13 protein-coding genes and 2 pseudogenes are annotated in these 14117 nt (G+C 65.0%); 8 read left to right on the top strand and 7 right to left on the bottom strand.

The window, feature by feature from the left end; all coding sequences use genetic code 11:
- The first annotated feature begins 502 nt into the window (after positions 1-502).
- The 8 genes and pseudogenes from ALTAJ2_RS00070 to ALTAJ2_RS00040 all read left to right on the top strand — a co-directional run bounded on the left by ALTAJ2_RS00070 (position 503) and on the right by ALTAJ2_RS00040 (position 7539).
- Positions 503-1519, top strand: coding sequence for an ABC transporter substrate-binding protein (locus ALTAJ2_RS00070; RefSeq protein WP_007108911.1), 1017 nt, complete (start codon positions 503-505; stop codon positions 1517-1519).
- A complete protein-coding gene (locus tag ALTAJ2_RS00065) occupies positions 1516-2682 on the top strand; it encodes an ABC transporter substrate-binding protein (protein WP_049900124.1) in 1167 nt (388 codons plus the stop codon). Before ALTAJ2_RS00070 ends, ALTAJ2_RS00065 begins: the two co-directional genes overlap by 4 nt.
- A 266-nt stretch (positions 2683-2948) precedes the next feature.
- The gene (locus ALTAJ2_RS00060) at positions 2949-4082 is read left to right on the top strand and encodes an ABC transporter substrate-binding protein (RefSeq protein ID WP_007108913.1); all 1134 of its coding nucleotides are present in this window, start codon (positions 2949-2951) and stop codon (positions 4080-4082) included.
- The gene (locus tag ALTAJ2_RS00055; RefSeq protein ID WP_007108914.1) at positions 4079-4987 is read left to right on the top strand and encodes an FAD-dependent oxidoreductase; all 909 of its coding nucleotides are present in this window, start codon (positions 4079-4081) and stop codon (positions 4985-4987) included. Before ALTAJ2_RS00060 ends, ALTAJ2_RS00055 begins: the two co-directional genes overlap by 4 nt.
- A 155-nt stretch (positions 4988-5142) precedes the next feature.
- The gene (locus tag ALTAJ2_RS00050) at positions 5143-5565 is read left to right on the top strand and encodes a Rieske (2Fe-2S) protein (protein WP_049900127.1); all 423 of its coding nucleotides are present in this window, start codon (positions 5143-5145) and stop codon (positions 5563-5565) included.
- 116 nt (positions 5566-5681) lie between these two features.
- A pseudogene (locus ALTAJ2_RS19505) lies at positions 5682-5789 on the top strand (RidA family protein); the annotation flags it as partial.
- 72 nt (positions 5790-5861) lie between these two features.
- Positions 5862-6635 carry a diphthine synthase gene (gene dph5, locus ALTAJ2_RS00045; protein ID WP_007108917.1) on the top strand — a complete coding sequence of 258 codons (774 nt, stop codon included), beginning with the start codon at positions 5862-5864 and terminating at the stop codon, positions 6633-6635.
- 79 nt (positions 6636-6714) lie between these two features.
- A complete protein-coding gene (locus ALTAJ2_RS00040; protein WP_007108918.1) occupies positions 6715-7539 on the top strand; it encodes a hypothetical protein in 825 nt (274 codons plus the stop codon).
- A gap of 42 nt (positions 7540-7581) precedes the next feature.
- On the opposite strand, the gene ALTAJ2_RS00035 is transcribed toward ALTAJ2_RS00040, so the two are convergent.
- The 7 genes and pseudogenes from ALTAJ2_RS00035 to ALTAJ2_RS00005 all read right to left on the bottom strand — a co-directional run.
- Positions 7582-8667 carry an alpha/beta fold hydrolase gene (locus ALTAJ2_RS00035; RefSeq protein WP_007108919.1) on the bottom strand — a complete coding sequence of 362 codons (1086 nt, stop codon included), beginning with the start codon at positions 8665-8667 and terminating at the stop codon, positions 7582-7584.
- Between the two features lie 83 nt (positions 8668-8750).
- Positions 8751-10010 (bottom strand): MFS transporter, encoded by a 1260-nt coding sequence (locus tag ALTAJ2_RS00030; RefSeq protein ID WP_007108920.1) that lies wholly within the window; start codon positions 10008-10010, stop codon positions 8751-8753.
- Positions 10011-10060: 50 nt separating this feature from the next.
- Entirely contained in the window at positions 10061-11041 is a 981-nt protein-coding gene (leuB, locus tag ALTAJ2_RS00025; protein ID WP_007108921.1) for a 3-isopropylmalate dehydrogenase, read from the bottom strand.
- A 96-nt stretch (positions 11042-11137) separates the two neighbouring features.
- A pseudogene (locus tag ALTAJ2_RS19965) lies at positions 11138-11348 on the bottom strand (DMT family transporter); the annotation flags it as partial.
- Between the two features lie 96 nt (positions 11349-11444).
- Positions 11445-11663, bottom strand: a complete 219-nt coding sequence (locus ALTAJ2_RS00020; RefSeq protein ID WP_049900130.1) for a HalOD1 output domain-containing protein — start codon at positions 11661-11663, stop codon at positions 11445-11447.
- A gap of 619 nt (positions 11664-12282) precedes the next feature.
- Positions 12283-12918, bottom strand: a complete 636-nt coding sequence (gene leuD / locus ALTAJ2_RS00010) for a 3-isopropylmalate dehydratase small subunit (RefSeq protein WP_007108924.1) — start codon at positions 12916-12918, stop codon at positions 12283-12285.
- Positions 12915-14117: 3-isopropylmalate dehydratase large subunit (locus ALTAJ2_RS00005; protein ID WP_050031402.1), on the bottom strand; the 1203-nt coding region annotated here is incomplete at its 5' end. The genes leuD and ALTAJ2_RS00005, both read right to left, overlap by 4 nt.

Raw genomic sequence — 14117 nt, 5'->3', positions numbered from 1 at the left:
CGGGCGAGCAGCACCCACGGATCGTCTGGCCGAGGCTCCCTTCGAAACCCGCCAGCCGGACGACGCTGGTGTGTGCCCAGAACGCGAGGCCTGTCAGGAAGACAATACGGTCGTTTCGCTGATAGGTGGACGGGTCATCGAGCGAAACACCACGAAGAACTGCTCGCATCGCAGAGCCGTCTGCCACACTGTAGAGCACACAGCCGTCGAGATTATCGGTCCTTCCGAAAGGGTCGTCGATCCGCTCTCGTGGAAATCGGTCGCGAACCAATCCTTAGGCTATCCTAAAACAGAGCGCTTATTAGTTTTTAGGTGGGCCTAAAAAGTAATGGGAGGCGAAACGAGACGCGAGCCACCGACGCGCAGAGATGCACTAAAATACGGCATGACGCTCACAGCCGGAGTCACCCTCTCGGGATGTTCGGATCTAGCCGGTCAGAGCAACGGGGACGAGACTGCGGGACCGTCCAGTGGCGGATCGTATTCGGTCACAATGGCCCCGATGGGAGCCGTCGGGTTCGACTCGCCGCCGGTGAGCATATTCACGCGACTGAGCCATCTGGCCGGGATGGCGTTCGCCCTCGGACGCGGGGACGACGTGAACGCGATGCATGCGCCCGAGTACTACGATCGATTGTGGGCCCAATTCACTGACCGACTACCCGGTGTCACGGTGGATTGGAGCGGGTTGTACTCGTCCTGGGAACCGGACAAGGAGACGCTCTACCAACTCGACAGCGATATTCATCTCGCCGACCCGGCGAGCGTGGCTGCTCTCGATAGCTGGGACGCCGAGGACATCGAGGAGGTACGAGAACGCATTTCTCCGTGGTTCGGTAACAAATTCAGCGATAGACGCGACCAGCCGCCAGCCGACTGGGTCGACCGCTACCAGTATTACACCCTCTGGGAGATGTTCGAGAAGGTCGCAACGGTATTCCAAGAGGAGTCACGGTACGAGGCGCTCTCGACGATCCACACGAACCTGCTGGAGACGATCGAAGAAAACCTCCCCCCGGAACGCGACCGTCCGACCGCGGTGCTGGCTGGGTTCAGCGACGTCGAGAGTCCGTACGTTTATACTGTTGATACGCCCGGCTTCCTGACCGCACACGTCCGACCGCTCGCGCCGACCGATGCCTTCGGTGACGAGGTGTCCTCCGGTGACGCAGTCGACATGGAGATGCTGCTCGAGGCGGATCCGGACGTCATCCTCACGCTGGGCGGGATGCACCCAGAAACGGATATACCCGGGATCCGAGCAGGGCTACGGACCCACGCTGTCGGACAGCAACTCTCCGCGGTCGAAGCCGGTCGAATCCACGCTCAGGGGGCGCGGTATCAAGGGCCGATCCTGAACCTGTTTCAACTCGAGATGACGGCCAAACAGCTCTATCCCGAGGAGTTCGGCGAGTGGCCGACCTATACGGAGGGTCCGTATCCCGAGATTCCCGCGGACGAACAGTTGTTCGACCGACAAGCGGTTGCCGACATTATCACTGGAGACAGCAACGCATGACCGACGAAAGCACTAGCACGACCGCGGTCCCGACGCGCAGAGACGCACTACAATACGGCGGGGCGCTCGTTGCCAGCGTTTCCCTCGCGGGCTGTTCGGACCTCGTTGGCCAGAGCGAACAGCCTGCCTCATCCAAGAACGGCTCGCACTCGGTGACGATGGAACCGATGGGCGAGGTGACGTTCGAATCCGTCCCGACGAAATGGGTTCCGTACGGCGGGGATTACGCCGATATGGGCGTTGCGCTGGGGCAGGCGGACGGAATGACCGGGATCGGTCAGGCCAGTGAGTACTATACCGATATCTACGACGAACTCCCGGGAGTGAGCGTCGATCGCGAGCGGATCGCGACGAACGACTTGGTCGAGGCGGAGATGGACAAAGAACTGTTCTACGAGATGGACAACGACGTCCATCTCATCGACACTGGAATGCTACGCAACTGGTTCGACTGGGACCGATCCGATATCGACGAACTCAGCGAAGCCGTCGGCCCGTTCGTCGGGAACATGATTTTCAGACAGTCCGACAGTTGGCACGAGTACCGGTACTACACGCTGTACCAGGCGTTCGAAAAGATGGCGACACTGTTTCAGGAGAGAGAGCGGTTCGAGGCTCTCAAACGACTTCACGACGAATTTATCGCCGACGTTCAGTCGCGAATGCCGCCCGCGGACGAGCGCCCGAACGTCCTGCTGACGTACGAGGGAACGGACGAACCGGAAACGTTCTCGCCCTACCGACTCAATGATGAGGGAACGAGCAAAAAGCAGTGGAACGATCTCGGCGTTGCGGACGCGCTCACCGGGACCGGCATCGAGAATCTCAGCACCGAGAACCGCAGCAAGCTCGATTACGAGGCCCTCCTCGAGATCGATCCCGACGTCCTCCTCGTTCGCGGGCACGAACAAAAGTCAGCGTCGGCGTTCCGTGAAACGGTCCTCGAGTACATGCGAGACCACCCCATCGCGACCGAACTGACAGCCGTCAGGAACGGCCGTGTCTATCGGGGCGGGTATCTCCGTCAGGGACCGATCCACAATCTCTTTCTGACCGAACGTGGGGCGAAACAACTCTACCCGGACACGTTCGGCGACATCACCAGTGAGAACGACCTGTTCGACCGCCAGGCGGTCGCGGAGATCATCACGGGGGCACGGTGAATGCGCGCTCGAGAGTGGACGATTACACGGGCCTTCCGCGAGTCCGAAGAGGACGACAGTCCCTCCCTGCCGGCGTGGCACGTCCGTCGCGGTGACTGTGGCAAGCTGATGGTTGCCGACGAGGACGGAGAGTCGTCTCGAGCCCGCACACGTTCGGATCCCCGGGTCGTCTCGGACGGAAAGGGCGGCAACCGTTCCGCCTCCGTGAGGCCAATCGGCGGTTCGAGTACCGGCAGGACGACCATCGGTAATGAAGGGAGCGATCTATGAGAGAGACCGACGAGACGACTGCGGGACCGACGCGCAGAGATGCACTGGAATACGGTGGCACCGTACTCGGCGGGGGACTGCTCGCTGGCTGTACGGGCGATCCGGGAACGGAATCATCCGAGGACACGGACGGATCGTACTCGGTGACGATGGAGCCCGTCGGCACCGTCGAGTTCGACGCGGTTCCCGAAACGTGGGTCCCTTACACGGGCGATTACGCGGACATGGGCGTCGCACTCGGCCAGGGCGACGGACTGGCAGCCATCGGCGTCCGCGCCCGGTTCGCAGCGCACGTATACGACGAGCTACCGGGCGTTTCCGTCGACGAGAACGACCTCGTCGAACTCTATCAGGACGGTACCGGCAAAGAGATCTTCTACGAACTCGGGGCCGACGTCCACCTCATCGACCCGAACTTCATGGTGAATCGCCTCCAGTGGAGTCGGGCCGACGTCGACGAGATCCGAGAGACCGTCGCGCCGTTCGTCGGTAACACGATCTTCTCTCGCGCCTACGACTGGCACGACTACACGGCCTACACGATGTACGAGGCGTTCGAAACGGTCGCGGACGTGTTCCAGGAGCAGGCACGGTACGAGGCCTTCAAGGAGTATCACGACGACGTGCTCGCCGCCGTTCGAGCACGGATTCCGGACGAAACGCCGAACATTGCGGTTCTCTACCCGGCCGAGGTGCCGCCGGAATCGTTCTACCCGTACCTGATCGGCTCCGGGACGCAGTCCAAACACTGGAACGACCTGAACGTCGGAGATAGTCTCGCTCGGAACGGCATCGCGGACGCACAGGCTGGCGGTGGCATCATCGACTACGAAACGCTGTTGGAGATCGATCCGGACGCCATCGCGATCAGGATGCAAGGCGAAATCACGCAGGCGTACTTCGAGGACGAGATCGTCTCACACCTCCGGAACCACGACGTCGCGAGCGAACTGCGGGCGGTCCAAAACGACCGCGTCATCTACGGCGGTCTGACCTACCAGGGGCCGATCATCCACCTCTTCCAGCTCGAGCGAGCGGTTCGTGACCTCTACCCCGAGGAGTTCGGGGACGAACGGCTGTTCGACCGCCAGCGGGTCGCAGATATCGTCACCGGAGCGTTCGAGCGATGAGGTCGTCGGAGACGAGCCACACGGCGGCGGCGTTCGATCACGACGTCGTCGTGATCGGCGGCGGTCCCGCGGGCTGTGCAGCCGGCGTTTTCACCGCCCGATACGGTCTGGACACGGTCGTCTTCGACCGCGGGCGGTCCTCGATTCGGCGCTGTGCCTACCTCGAGAACTACCTCGGCTTCCCGGCGGGGATCGACATCGAGACGCTGTACGGACTGATACACGACCACGCCGAGCAGGCGGGGTGTGAGATCGTCGCCGACCTCGTCGAGTCACTCGAGCGCGCCGAGGATCGGCAGGGGTTCCGCGTTCGTACGCAGGACGGGGATCGGGTCACCGCTCGGCGGGTGATCGCGGCAACGCGCTACGACGGCGAGTACATGCGCGGGCTCGACGACGAGACGGCGATGTTCGAGACGTTCGAGTACGACGGCGAGGAACGCGAGCACTTCGACAAGAGCTACGCCGAGCGCGACGGGACCACGCCGGTCGACGGGCTCTTCGTCGCGTCACCGTACGGAGAGACCGGTTACCAGGCGAGTATGGCCGCCGGACGCGGCACGCGCGTGGGAATCACCGTGGTCGAGGCCGTTCGACGGGAGCGGGGCTACCCCGACCCGCTAGCGAACCACTACGATTGGATGCGTCGAGCGGCGGAACTCGACGACGAGCGGAGCGACCGCGAGCAGTTGGGCGAGCGCTTCGACGAGCGATTGCCCGACGATCACGACCTCGAGGCGGCGCGACTCGCCGAACTCCGCGAGCGGGAGGTCGACCGCAGGCTCGCAACGCATCTCTCCGCGGACGAGATCGAACGCCGGACCGAGCGCGGGCAGAAACGACTGCTCGAGCACATCGACGACGACCTGATCCGGCAGGCGGCACGGGAAATCGAGGGCGAGTGAGCGACCGGAGCCAGGTCGTCGTGGTGTGTCGCCGGGATCGTTTTCTATAGTAGCCACTGAAACGATTCACACACTGATCGCGACGCCCTCGTGCGATCAGGTGTGCAATGACTTTCAGTGGCTACTATAGTGGCCGCCCATACTGTTCGCTCGAGATGAGTGTTCGAACACCATTGACGACCGTCGAGACGGTCCACGAGAACCGTTCGTGGCTGTTCACGGTTCGAGACCAGTACGGCGAGCCCGACGAAGTGATTCTCGTTCCCTGCGAGGACGGTGTCGAAGCGTGGATCAATCGCTGCACCCACGAAGCCCAGCGGTTCGATACGGGACGTGGCGTCGCGATGCGCGACGGCCAGCTCATCTGCCCGAAACACGGCTCGATGTTCGACGCCTGTTCGGGCCACTGCGACAACGGCGAAGCGGCCGAGACGACCTTGCCGTCCGTCGATATTACCGTCGACGATGGAACCGTCTACCTGACCGACGATGCCGTAACCTTCGCCCACGAGGGTGGCATCGACGGGGACGACGAGAGCGACGACGGTCCCGCATCGACATCGCACATCGGCTTCTGATTCGAAGCACCCGTCCATCGAGGACGAGCGCAGCCATGCCGTATGACGGATGTTTTCATTGTTCGTCTCGGAACCACCACATGGACAGAGAGACCGTTTCGAGCGGGACCGAGTGGGAGTTCTTCGCCGACGTTCGTCCAGCGTGTAGCATGGTCGAAGTACAGCGGTTGATCGACCCGGCCCATCTGGTCGAGATCGAGGCGGTTGCAACCGTCGGCGACTAACGAGCGAGTCCGAACGCCGGGGTCGTAAGTCGTCTCGAAAGGGTATTCCGAGTGCTGGCAGTACGACCGCCTATGCTCACCTTCATCGGTCTCGGTCTCTACGACGAGCGCTCGATCACTGTCGAGGGACGGGAGGCGCTTCGAGCGGCCGACCGGGTCTACGCCGAGTTCTACACCAGCAAGCTGATCGGGACGACCATCGAGGACCTCGAGTCCGCCCACGACACCGAGATCGAGGTGCGGGACCGCGCCGGCGTCGAACAACACCCGGACGACATGCTCGAGGCGGCCGAGCGCGAGGATGTCGCGTTCCTCACCGCGGGCGACACGATGATCTCGACGACTCACGTCGACCTCCGCCTGCGGGCCCACGACCGCGGGATCGAGACCCGCGTGATCCACGGCGTCACCGCCCAGACGGCCACCAGCGCGCTGACCGGCCTGCAGAACTACCGCTTCGGAAAAGCGACGACGCTGCCGTTTCCCTACGCCCACGGGGCCGATGGCCTCCCCGCGAGCGTGACGGAGACGATCGACGATAACCGGGCCGACGGCCTGCACACGGTCGTCTATCTGGATATCAAGACGGAACGAGAGGAGTACATGACCGCCGACACGGGTGCAACACTGCTCGCCGAGGAGTATCCCGACCTCGTGGGCGTCGTCGTCGCCCGCGCGGGCAGCCCCGATCCGCTCGTCGAGGCCGGGACGATGTCCGAACTGACGAACCGGGACTTCGGCGAGCCGCTGCATCTACTCGTCGTCCCGGGCGAGTGTCACCTGCTCGAGGCCGACGCACTGGTCGAACTGGCGGGGGCCGACCGGGACGCCCTCGAGATCGCCTGAAATCGACTCCGTCCGGAAAGCGGTGGTTCGATCGGGATCGGAGGCGGTTATTTACCATCGGGGTGAAAAACGATGACCGATGAATAGTCGGGACGACGGGAAGCCCGATCCCAACGGATCGACGATGGCAGGGGATGACCTCGACCGAGAGACCCTCGAACTGGCCCGCGAGGAACTTCGAACCACGTTCGACTATCAGGTCGAGCGCATCCAAGAGATCGACGAGAAGGCGATCGAGATCCTGAAGGCGAACCTCCTGTTGATCGGGCTGGTCGTCACGGGCGGTTCGATCGTCGTCCAGACGCAACTCGACGTGGGTCCCTTCATCAACCTCTTTACGATCGCCAGCGCGCTCCTCCTGCTGGCGTCGACGGGACTCGCCGGCGTGACGTACACCGCCTCGAACCTCAGGGGCGGGATCGACGGCGATGCGGTCGACGTCGCTCTCGCGACGGCTCGAGCCGATCACGCGGCCGACGCGGATCGGTTCGACGTGCGACTGCTCCGCAGCTACGGGCGCTGGATCGAGTACAACGCCCGGGTGACGGCCGTCAACGACATGTTCGCGACGATCACCGTTCTCATGGTGATCGCCGCGTTCGTCTACGTCGTCGCCGGCATCGCGGTCGGCGCGGTCGGCCCGTCCCCGATCGTCTCGGGGGTCGCCTTCCTCGTACTCACGGCCGTCCTCCTGTGGCTCGGTGCGTTCGCGTACTACATGGACCATCTCGGCGCGAACGACAGTCGCTGGGAGGGCACGTTCGACGGCGTCAGAATCTCGAAAGGGGTGACCCGAAACGGCGGCCTGTCGACGCTGCGATCGATGCGCAGTGAGGGAGCGACCGACGAAGCGGAAGCGGAAACGGAACGGGACGCGGCTCCGGCGCGAAACGCCCGACCGTAGCGCCGGACGGCACGTCCGAACGGGGGCGGGTTCGTGTCCCCATCAGCCGTGCAGGACGGCCTCGAGTCGATCCATGAAGTCGCCGGGGACCTCGAGATGCGGTGTATGCCCCGTGTTGCCGAAGACGACCTCCTCGAACTCACCGCCGCGATCCGCGTAGGTCTCGAGGACGGCGCGGGTCTGGTCGACCATCGGCTGGGGCGGAAAGACGTCCTCGCCGGGCCAGTCCGGGAGTTCACCCATTCGGCCGAGCGTCCCGAGATCGAACAGGGACGCGTTCGAGACGATCTGGTCCGAATCGCCACGGATCCACAGTACCGGCGGCTTCTCGTCGGGATCGATCTCGGTGATCGCCTCGAGATCGCAGTATTTGGGCGAGATGGCGTTGTTCACGCCGGTTTCACCCGGTGCGATGCCGGGCCAGTTGTCGCTCGGCTCGCACGAGCCCGGATAGTGCTCGTCACCGGTCGCCGTGTCGAGCATCCCCGTCAGATACGATTCCTCACGGTCGTCGTCGAACTCGTGGGTCGGATCGACGTAGTAGGTTCGCAGTACCTTTCGCGGCGCGGTCCGACCCTCCTCGCTCCGGTCGCGGTTCGCCAACCCCGCGACGAACCCGTCGTTACCGATCCCGCCGCCGGAACCGGCGTAATCGTCGAAACAGGGTGTCCCCTCGATGTCCTTCGTCCCGCCGAAGCCGTACGGCGAGAGCGGGTTGACGAGCACGAGTTCGGCGACGTCATCGGGGTGGTCGATCGCGTACCGCATGGCGACCCCGCCGCCGTTGGACCAGCCGACGAGGACGACGGGGTTCTCGAGGCCGAGTTCGGCGACCAGCGCACGAACGTCGGCCACGAAGTCGCCGAGGCCGTTCGTCGCGTCGATCGGTTTCGGCTCCGAATCACCGAACCCTCGTAGATCGGGCGCGATCGCGCGGTGACGCCCCGGAAGCGCCGCCAGTACGTCCTCGAAGAACCGCGAGGACGAGACGTTGCCGTGGAGACAGACGATCGTCCGGCCACCGTCGGTGGCCCGATCGTTACCGCCCGACTCGAGGAAGTGAGTGTCGAGGCGGCCGGTGTCGACGATTCGTGAGTCGACCCCGGCGAGGGTGTCGTCTCGAGACATGGCCGCCGGTACTACGGCTCCCCTGATAACTCTCGGGCCGAGACTCGGTCGTCGAGCCGTTCGGTCGATCCGACTGCGCCGACTCAATCGTCCGCGGTGACGCCGTCTCGAGGCCGTCGAGCGGAGCGACGACGGAGCGTCCCGCCGATGGCAGCGGCGATCACGGCGCAGGCGGCGACGACGACGAACAGCGCCGTCGGCGTCGAGCGCGTCAGAATCAGACCCGCGAGCGACGACCCGAGCGCGCCGACCCCGAAGATCGCGGTGTACGTGTAGCCGAAGGAGAGTCCCCTCGCGTCGGCCGGCGTGTACGTCGAGATCGCTTCCTGATTGATCGGCGCGATCATGAAGGTGAGGAATCCGAGGACGCCTGCGACGACCAACAGCGGGGCCAGCCCCGCGTTCGTCGACGGCACGAACGCGAGCGCGATGGCGGCCAAAGCGGCGTAGCCGCCCAGGAGGACGGTCTCGAGTCGCGCGCGGTCGACGAGTTTCCCGCCGACGTACTGGCCGACCCCGCCGACGAGCAGGAGCCCCGAGTAGACGTACTGGCTGGGTTCGAACGAGCGGTCGACGAACGTGATCGGGTCGAGCAGCGGCAGAGCCGCCAGGATGTCCGGTAAGAAGGTGAACGCCGCCCGGTAGGCGACGCCGTAGAGGACCCCGATCGCGAAGACGAGGCCGAAGCCGACGGTAAACAGCCGCCGCGAGCCGGTGAGAAACGCCGCGAGGCCGCTCGGCCCCTCGCCAGCCGTGGCGGCGTCGTCCGTGCCGCGAGCCGAGGTCCCGGCGGTCTCGTCGAATTCCAGTCGCGCCCCGACGACCGCCGCGAGGAGGACCGGCACCAGGAGCAGGGCGGCGACGGTCCGCCAGTCGACGAACGCCAGCAGGACCGCCGCGAACAACGGCCCGGTCGCGACGCCGACGTTGCCCGCAGCGCCGTGATAGGCGAATGCGGTGCCCCGTTCTTTCGTCCCGCGGCTGAGCAGCGCCAGACCCGCCGGATGATAGAGGCTCGCCGCCGCGCCCCACAGCAGCAGTCCGACCGTCAGGACGGCGACGGTCGGGGCGGCAGCGACGAGCGCGAAGGCGCCGCCCATCCCGAGTAGACAGGCGAGGATGAGCCGCTTGGAACTGACCCGGTCTGCCAGCAGTCCCGTCGGGAGCGCGCCGACACCGATCAGGGCGTAGCTCGCACCGAGCACAACGCCCAGAAACGCGGTCGTCGTCGAGAACGCCTCGAGCCAACTGACGACGAAGATCGGGATCACCAGTTCGTAGGTGTGGAACACGGCGTGGCCGAGCATGGCAAAGGCGGTCACCGCCCTGTCGTTCCGATCCATACTCGTTTCGGCGGCGGCGAGCCACTAAAAAACGGCGAGCGAGCCGTCGCTTACAGCCGGTCGATGATCGCTGCGGTCACGTCCGCGGTCGAGGCGTCGCCGCCCAGGTCCGGCGTCCGCGGTCCGTTCTCGAGCGTCGCCTCGACGGCCTCGTGGACGGCCGCGCTCTCCTCGTCGTAGCCGAGATACTCGAGCAGCATCGCGGCGGAAACGATCGTCGCGGCGGGGTTTGCGATCCCCTGTCCGGCGATGTCGGGTGCGGTGCCGTGGACGGGTTCGAACAGGGCGCGGTCGGGGCCGACGTTGGCACTGGGGAGGAGACCGAGGCCGCCGACGAGGCCGGCCGCGAGGTCCGAGAGGACGTCGCCCGCGAGGTTCGGGCAGACGACCACGTCGAACTGTTCGGGGTCCAGACAGACCCGCGTCGCGAAGGCGTCCATCAGCACCTGATCGGTCTCGACCCCGTGCTCGTCCGCGACCGACGTGACGGTATCGCGGAAGAGGCCGTCCGTCTCGCGCATGACGTTCGCCTTGTGAACGATCGAGAAGCCGTCGTGGTCGTCGCCGTCGACGTACTCGCAGGCGAACTCGGCGAGCCGTTCCGAGGCCGACTCCGTGACGACGCGGGTGAGCGTCGAGACGTCCTGCGTCAGGCGGTCCTCGTGGCCCGCGTAGACGCCCTCGGTGTTCTCCCGAAGGAAGACCAGGTCCGTCTCGGGACGCACCGCGTCGATACCGGGATAGGCCTTGGCGGGGCGGACGTTGACGAACGAGTCGACCGCGGTGCGAAGTGGCAGGATGACGTCCGCCGCGGTGTCGCCGGCCGCGCCGAACAGCGTCGCGTCGGCCGACGCCGCGAGATCGTAGGTCTCCTGGGGCAGCGCCTCGCCGGTCTCCTCCCGTACCGCGTCGCCAGCGTCGGCCTCGACGAACTCGAAGTCGATCTCGAGGGCCTCGAGCACGTCGACCGCAGCGGGTGTCACTTCCCGTCCGATCCCGTCGCCCGGAATGACGGCGATTTCGTGAGTCATACTCACTCATCATTGGGGGGCCGAAAAGAGAGTATCGATACCGGCGGCGAGAGGTCGGCCACTGTTGGGGCGAATCGACCGTCAGCTATCGGTCTCGAGTCGGGGTCCGTCGCGCCGACGGGAGAGCAGGGCGAAGCAGACGACGACCAGCCCCTGCAAGATCGCAGCGACGGCCGCCAGATCGTTTCGCGCGGTCGGCCACCACCCTCTACGGGAACGGTGGCCGTGGCCAGCAACAGAACCGCTGCGATGTCATACCGGGCGGCCGCGAAGAGCGGCGGGGGAGATACTCGAGGCCGATTGATATCGGTGGGACGGAAAACCCTCACGGTCGGGCATCAACACGCTGTGGAAAGCCGACCCGAGTGAAACGTGTAATCGGCCGGCGATTCCGACCGACCCGTTACTGCGCCCGGTCGATCACCGTCACCTCGTCGGGACCCGGGCCGAGTATGACGCGGTAGTCACCATACGCGAAGCGAACGGAGACGTCCGCGTTCGACTCGAGGACGGCGGTCAGGGCCTCGGGATCGACGGCCTCGTACAGCGGTGGCAAGGCCGATCGATCGCAGCCCTCACGGGCCGCGATAGACCTGAGTGCCGTAGCGAGTGCTGGATGCATGGTGATCGACGGAGTGTTCGACGAGCGTGAGTTCGAACGTCGTCTCGCAGTCCGGACACGCGGCCGGGTCAGTTGACTTCTCGATACGGATGTCTGTCCCACAAGTGCAGTGGATGGTGATGTTCGAGACCATGGTTTGTTCGGTGTGGCCCCGACGCGGCGGAGACAACCCAGCGAGCGAGTCGACGACAGGAGCGGCTGGTCGGCGGACGTCGGCAGGTCTTTATTTCGCCAACGCCAATGGTGGATTGCTCCCGCTTTGCGGGGGCGCGGTGTACGAGCCGGAGTGATAGTTGGTCCTAGGCACTCCGGCTCGGCGCACTTTCGTGCGCATTCGCGTGGTACGCAATCTATCCTAAAGAACATTAGGATGTTGACTGGTTGACTCGGATTCGTCGCTCCGGGGACGAGATGAAGACCCGACAACTTCGCGGTGAGACTGCAGGCGAAATCACCGAGGAGAGTCACATCCCTTCATGCCGCTAACACGCTTCTGTACACCCGCACGGAGTTCATGTTGCGGAATTCGAGCCGCTCGAAAAGAAACGACCCCAGTCTGCCCGAGTCGGCCGAAGTGTGTCTCGATCAAAAACCGCACTCGAGCGGGTGAGATGCGAGACTACTCCGCGTCGGGAATCGCCGCGTCGTCGACGTAGGGCAGCGCTCGAGCCGTGTCGCGGACTGCGTCCGCGTTGGACTTCATCAGCGCCGTCGTGTCCCAGACGCCCTCGACGAGGGCCTTCCGCTGGGCGTCGTCGACGGTGACGGCGATCGTCTCGTCCCCGTAGGTCACTTCCTCGGCCTCGATGTCGATCTCGAGTTCGCCGTCGGGGTTCGCGTCGACCCAGTCCTGGAGGTCCGCGATGGTCTCGCTGTCGGCCGTGACGGTCGGAATCCCCAGAGCCAGACAGTTGCCCGCGAAGATCTCGGCGAAGCTCTCGCCGATGATCGCGTCGATCCCCCAGCGCATCAGCGCCTGCGGGGCGTGCTCGCGCGAGGAGCCACAGCCGAAGTTCGAATTGACGACCATCACCGAGGAGTCCTGATAGCGGGCCTCGTTGAACGGGTGCTCTTTCTGGGTGTCGTCGTCGTCGAATCGCAGATCGAAGAACGCGAACTCGCCCAGCCCGTCGAAGGTGACGACCTTCATGAACCGGGCGGGAATGATCTGGTCGGTGTCGATGTCGTTGCCCCGGATCGGGACGCCCGACCCCGAAACGGAGTCGACTGCCGGAATCTCGACCTCGTCGGTCATACCGAGGTCACCTCCTTCAGATCGCGCACGTCGGAGACTTCCCCGGTGATCGCTGCCGCCGCGACCATCCGCGGGTTCATCAGGACGGTCCGCCCGTCCTTTGAGCCCTGTCGGCCGACGAAGTTCCGGTTCGAGGAGGAAGCACAGGCCTCGTCGCCCTCGAGCTGGTCCTCGTTCATGCCCAGACACATCGAACAGCCGGCGTTGCGCCACTCGAAGCCGGCGTCCTCGAAGGTGTCCTTCAGCCCTTCCTCTTCGGCGGCCTCCTGGACGCGCTGGCTGCCGGGGACGACCATCGCGCGGACGTCGTCGGCGACCTCGCGGCCCTCGACGATCCGGGCGGCGCGTCGCAGGTCCGGCAGGCGGGCGTTGGTACAGGAACCGAGGAAGGCCACGTCGATGTCGTAGCCTTCCATCGTGTCGCCGGGCTCGACGCGCATGTGTTCCTGCGCGCGTCGCGCGGTGTCCTGTTTCTCCGCGGGCAGCGATTCCGGCTCCGGGATCGGATCCGTGATGCCGATCCCCTGCCCGGGCGTGGTCCCCCAGGTGACGACCGGCTCGAGTTCGTCGGCGTCGATGTGGACGATATCGTCGTAGTCGGCGTCCTCGTCGGATCTAATTGACTCCCAGTAGGGCTTGAGTTCCTCGAACCGCTCGGGGTTTTCCTGGAAGTAGTCCGTCTCTTGCAGCCACTCGTAGGTGGTCTCGTCGGGGTTGACGTAGCCCGCGCGAGCGCCGCCCTCGATGGACATGTTACAGATGGACATCCGCCCTTCCATGCCCAGCGACTCGATGGCCTCGCCGGCGTACTCGTAGACGTAGCCGACGCCGCCCTCGGTGCCCAGGCGCCGGATGATCTCGAGGATGACGTCCTTCGCTTCGACGCCGTCGCCGAGTTCGCCGTCGACCTGGATCTTGCGGACCTTCTGTTTCTCCATCGCGACGGTACCCGTCGCGAGCACGTCGCGGATCTGGGAGGTCCCGATACCGAACGCCAGCGCGCCGAACGCGCCGTGGGTGGAGGTGTGGCTGTCGCCACAGACGATCGTCTTGCCGGGCTGGGTCAGGCCCTGCTCCGGTCCGATGACGTGGACGATCCCTTGATCGCCCGTCGTCGGGTCCGAAAAGTCGATGCCGGCGTCGCGGACGTTGTCCTCGAGTTCGGCCATCATCTCCTCGGCCGCGTCCTCCTCGTAGGG

Origin of the sequence: Natrinema altunense, from assembly GCF_000731985.1 — an archaeon.
Taxonomy (GTDB): Archaea; Halobacteriota; Halobacteria; order Halobacteriales; family Natrialbaceae; genus Natrinema; species Natrinema altunense.
Note: the sequence above shows the minus strand (reverse complement) of the source record. Positions and strands in the feature narration are given on the sequence as shown.

What these genes read in the sequence shown, in the direction of transcription:
- ALTAJ2_RS00070 (WP_007108911.1), top strand. Translation starts at nt 503, where the DNA reads ATGGGAGCCGTCGGGTTCGACTCGCCGCCGGTGAGCATATTCACGCGA.
- ALTAJ2_RS00060 (WP_007108913.1), top strand. Translation starts at nt 2,949, where the DNA reads ATGAGAGAGACCGACGAGACGACTGCGGGACCGACGCGCAGAGATGCA.
- ALTAJ2_RS00020 (WP_049900130.1), bottom strand. Translation starts at nt 11,663, where the DNA reads ATGCATCCAGCACTCGCTACGGCACTCAGGTCTATCGCGGCCCGTGAG.
- ALTAJ2_RS00050 (WP_049900127.1), top strand. Translation starts at nt 5,143, where the DNA reads ATGAGTGTTCGAACACCATTGACGACCGTCGAGACGGTCCACGAGAAC.
- ALTAJ2_RS00065 (WP_049900124.1), top strand. Translation starts at nt 1,516, where the DNA reads ATGACCGACGAAAGCACTAGCACGACCGCGGTCCCGACGCGCAGAGAC.
- leuD (WP_007108924.1), bottom strand. Translation starts at nt 12,918, where the DNA reads ATGACCGACGAGGTCGAGATTCCGGCAGTCGACTCCGTTTCGGGGTCG.
- dph5 (WP_007108917.1), top strand. Translation starts at nt 5,862, where the DNA reads ATGCTCACCTTCATCGGTCTCGGTCTCTACGACGAGCGCTCGATCACT.
- ALTAJ2_RS00055 (WP_007108914.1), top strand. Translation starts at nt 4,079, where the DNA reads ATGAGGTCGTCGGAGACGAGCCACACGGCGGCGGCGTTCGATCACGAC.
- ALTAJ2_RS00030 (WP_007108920.1), bottom strand. Translation starts at nt 10,010, where the DNA reads ATGGATCGGAACGACAGGGCGGTGACCGCCTTTGCCATGCTCGGCCAC.
- ALTAJ2_RS00035 (WP_007108919.1), bottom strand. Translation starts at nt 8,667, where the DNA reads ATGTCTCGAGACGACACCCTCGCCGGGGTCGACTCACGAATCGTCGAC.
- ALTAJ2_RS00040 (WP_007108918.1), top strand. Translation starts at nt 6,715, where the DNA reads ATGAATAGTCGGGACGACGGGAAGCCCGATCCCAACGGATCGACGATG.
- leuB (WP_007108921.1), bottom strand. Translation starts at nt 11,041, where the DNA reads ATGACTCACGAAATCGCCGTCATTCCGGGCGACGGGATCGGACGGGAA.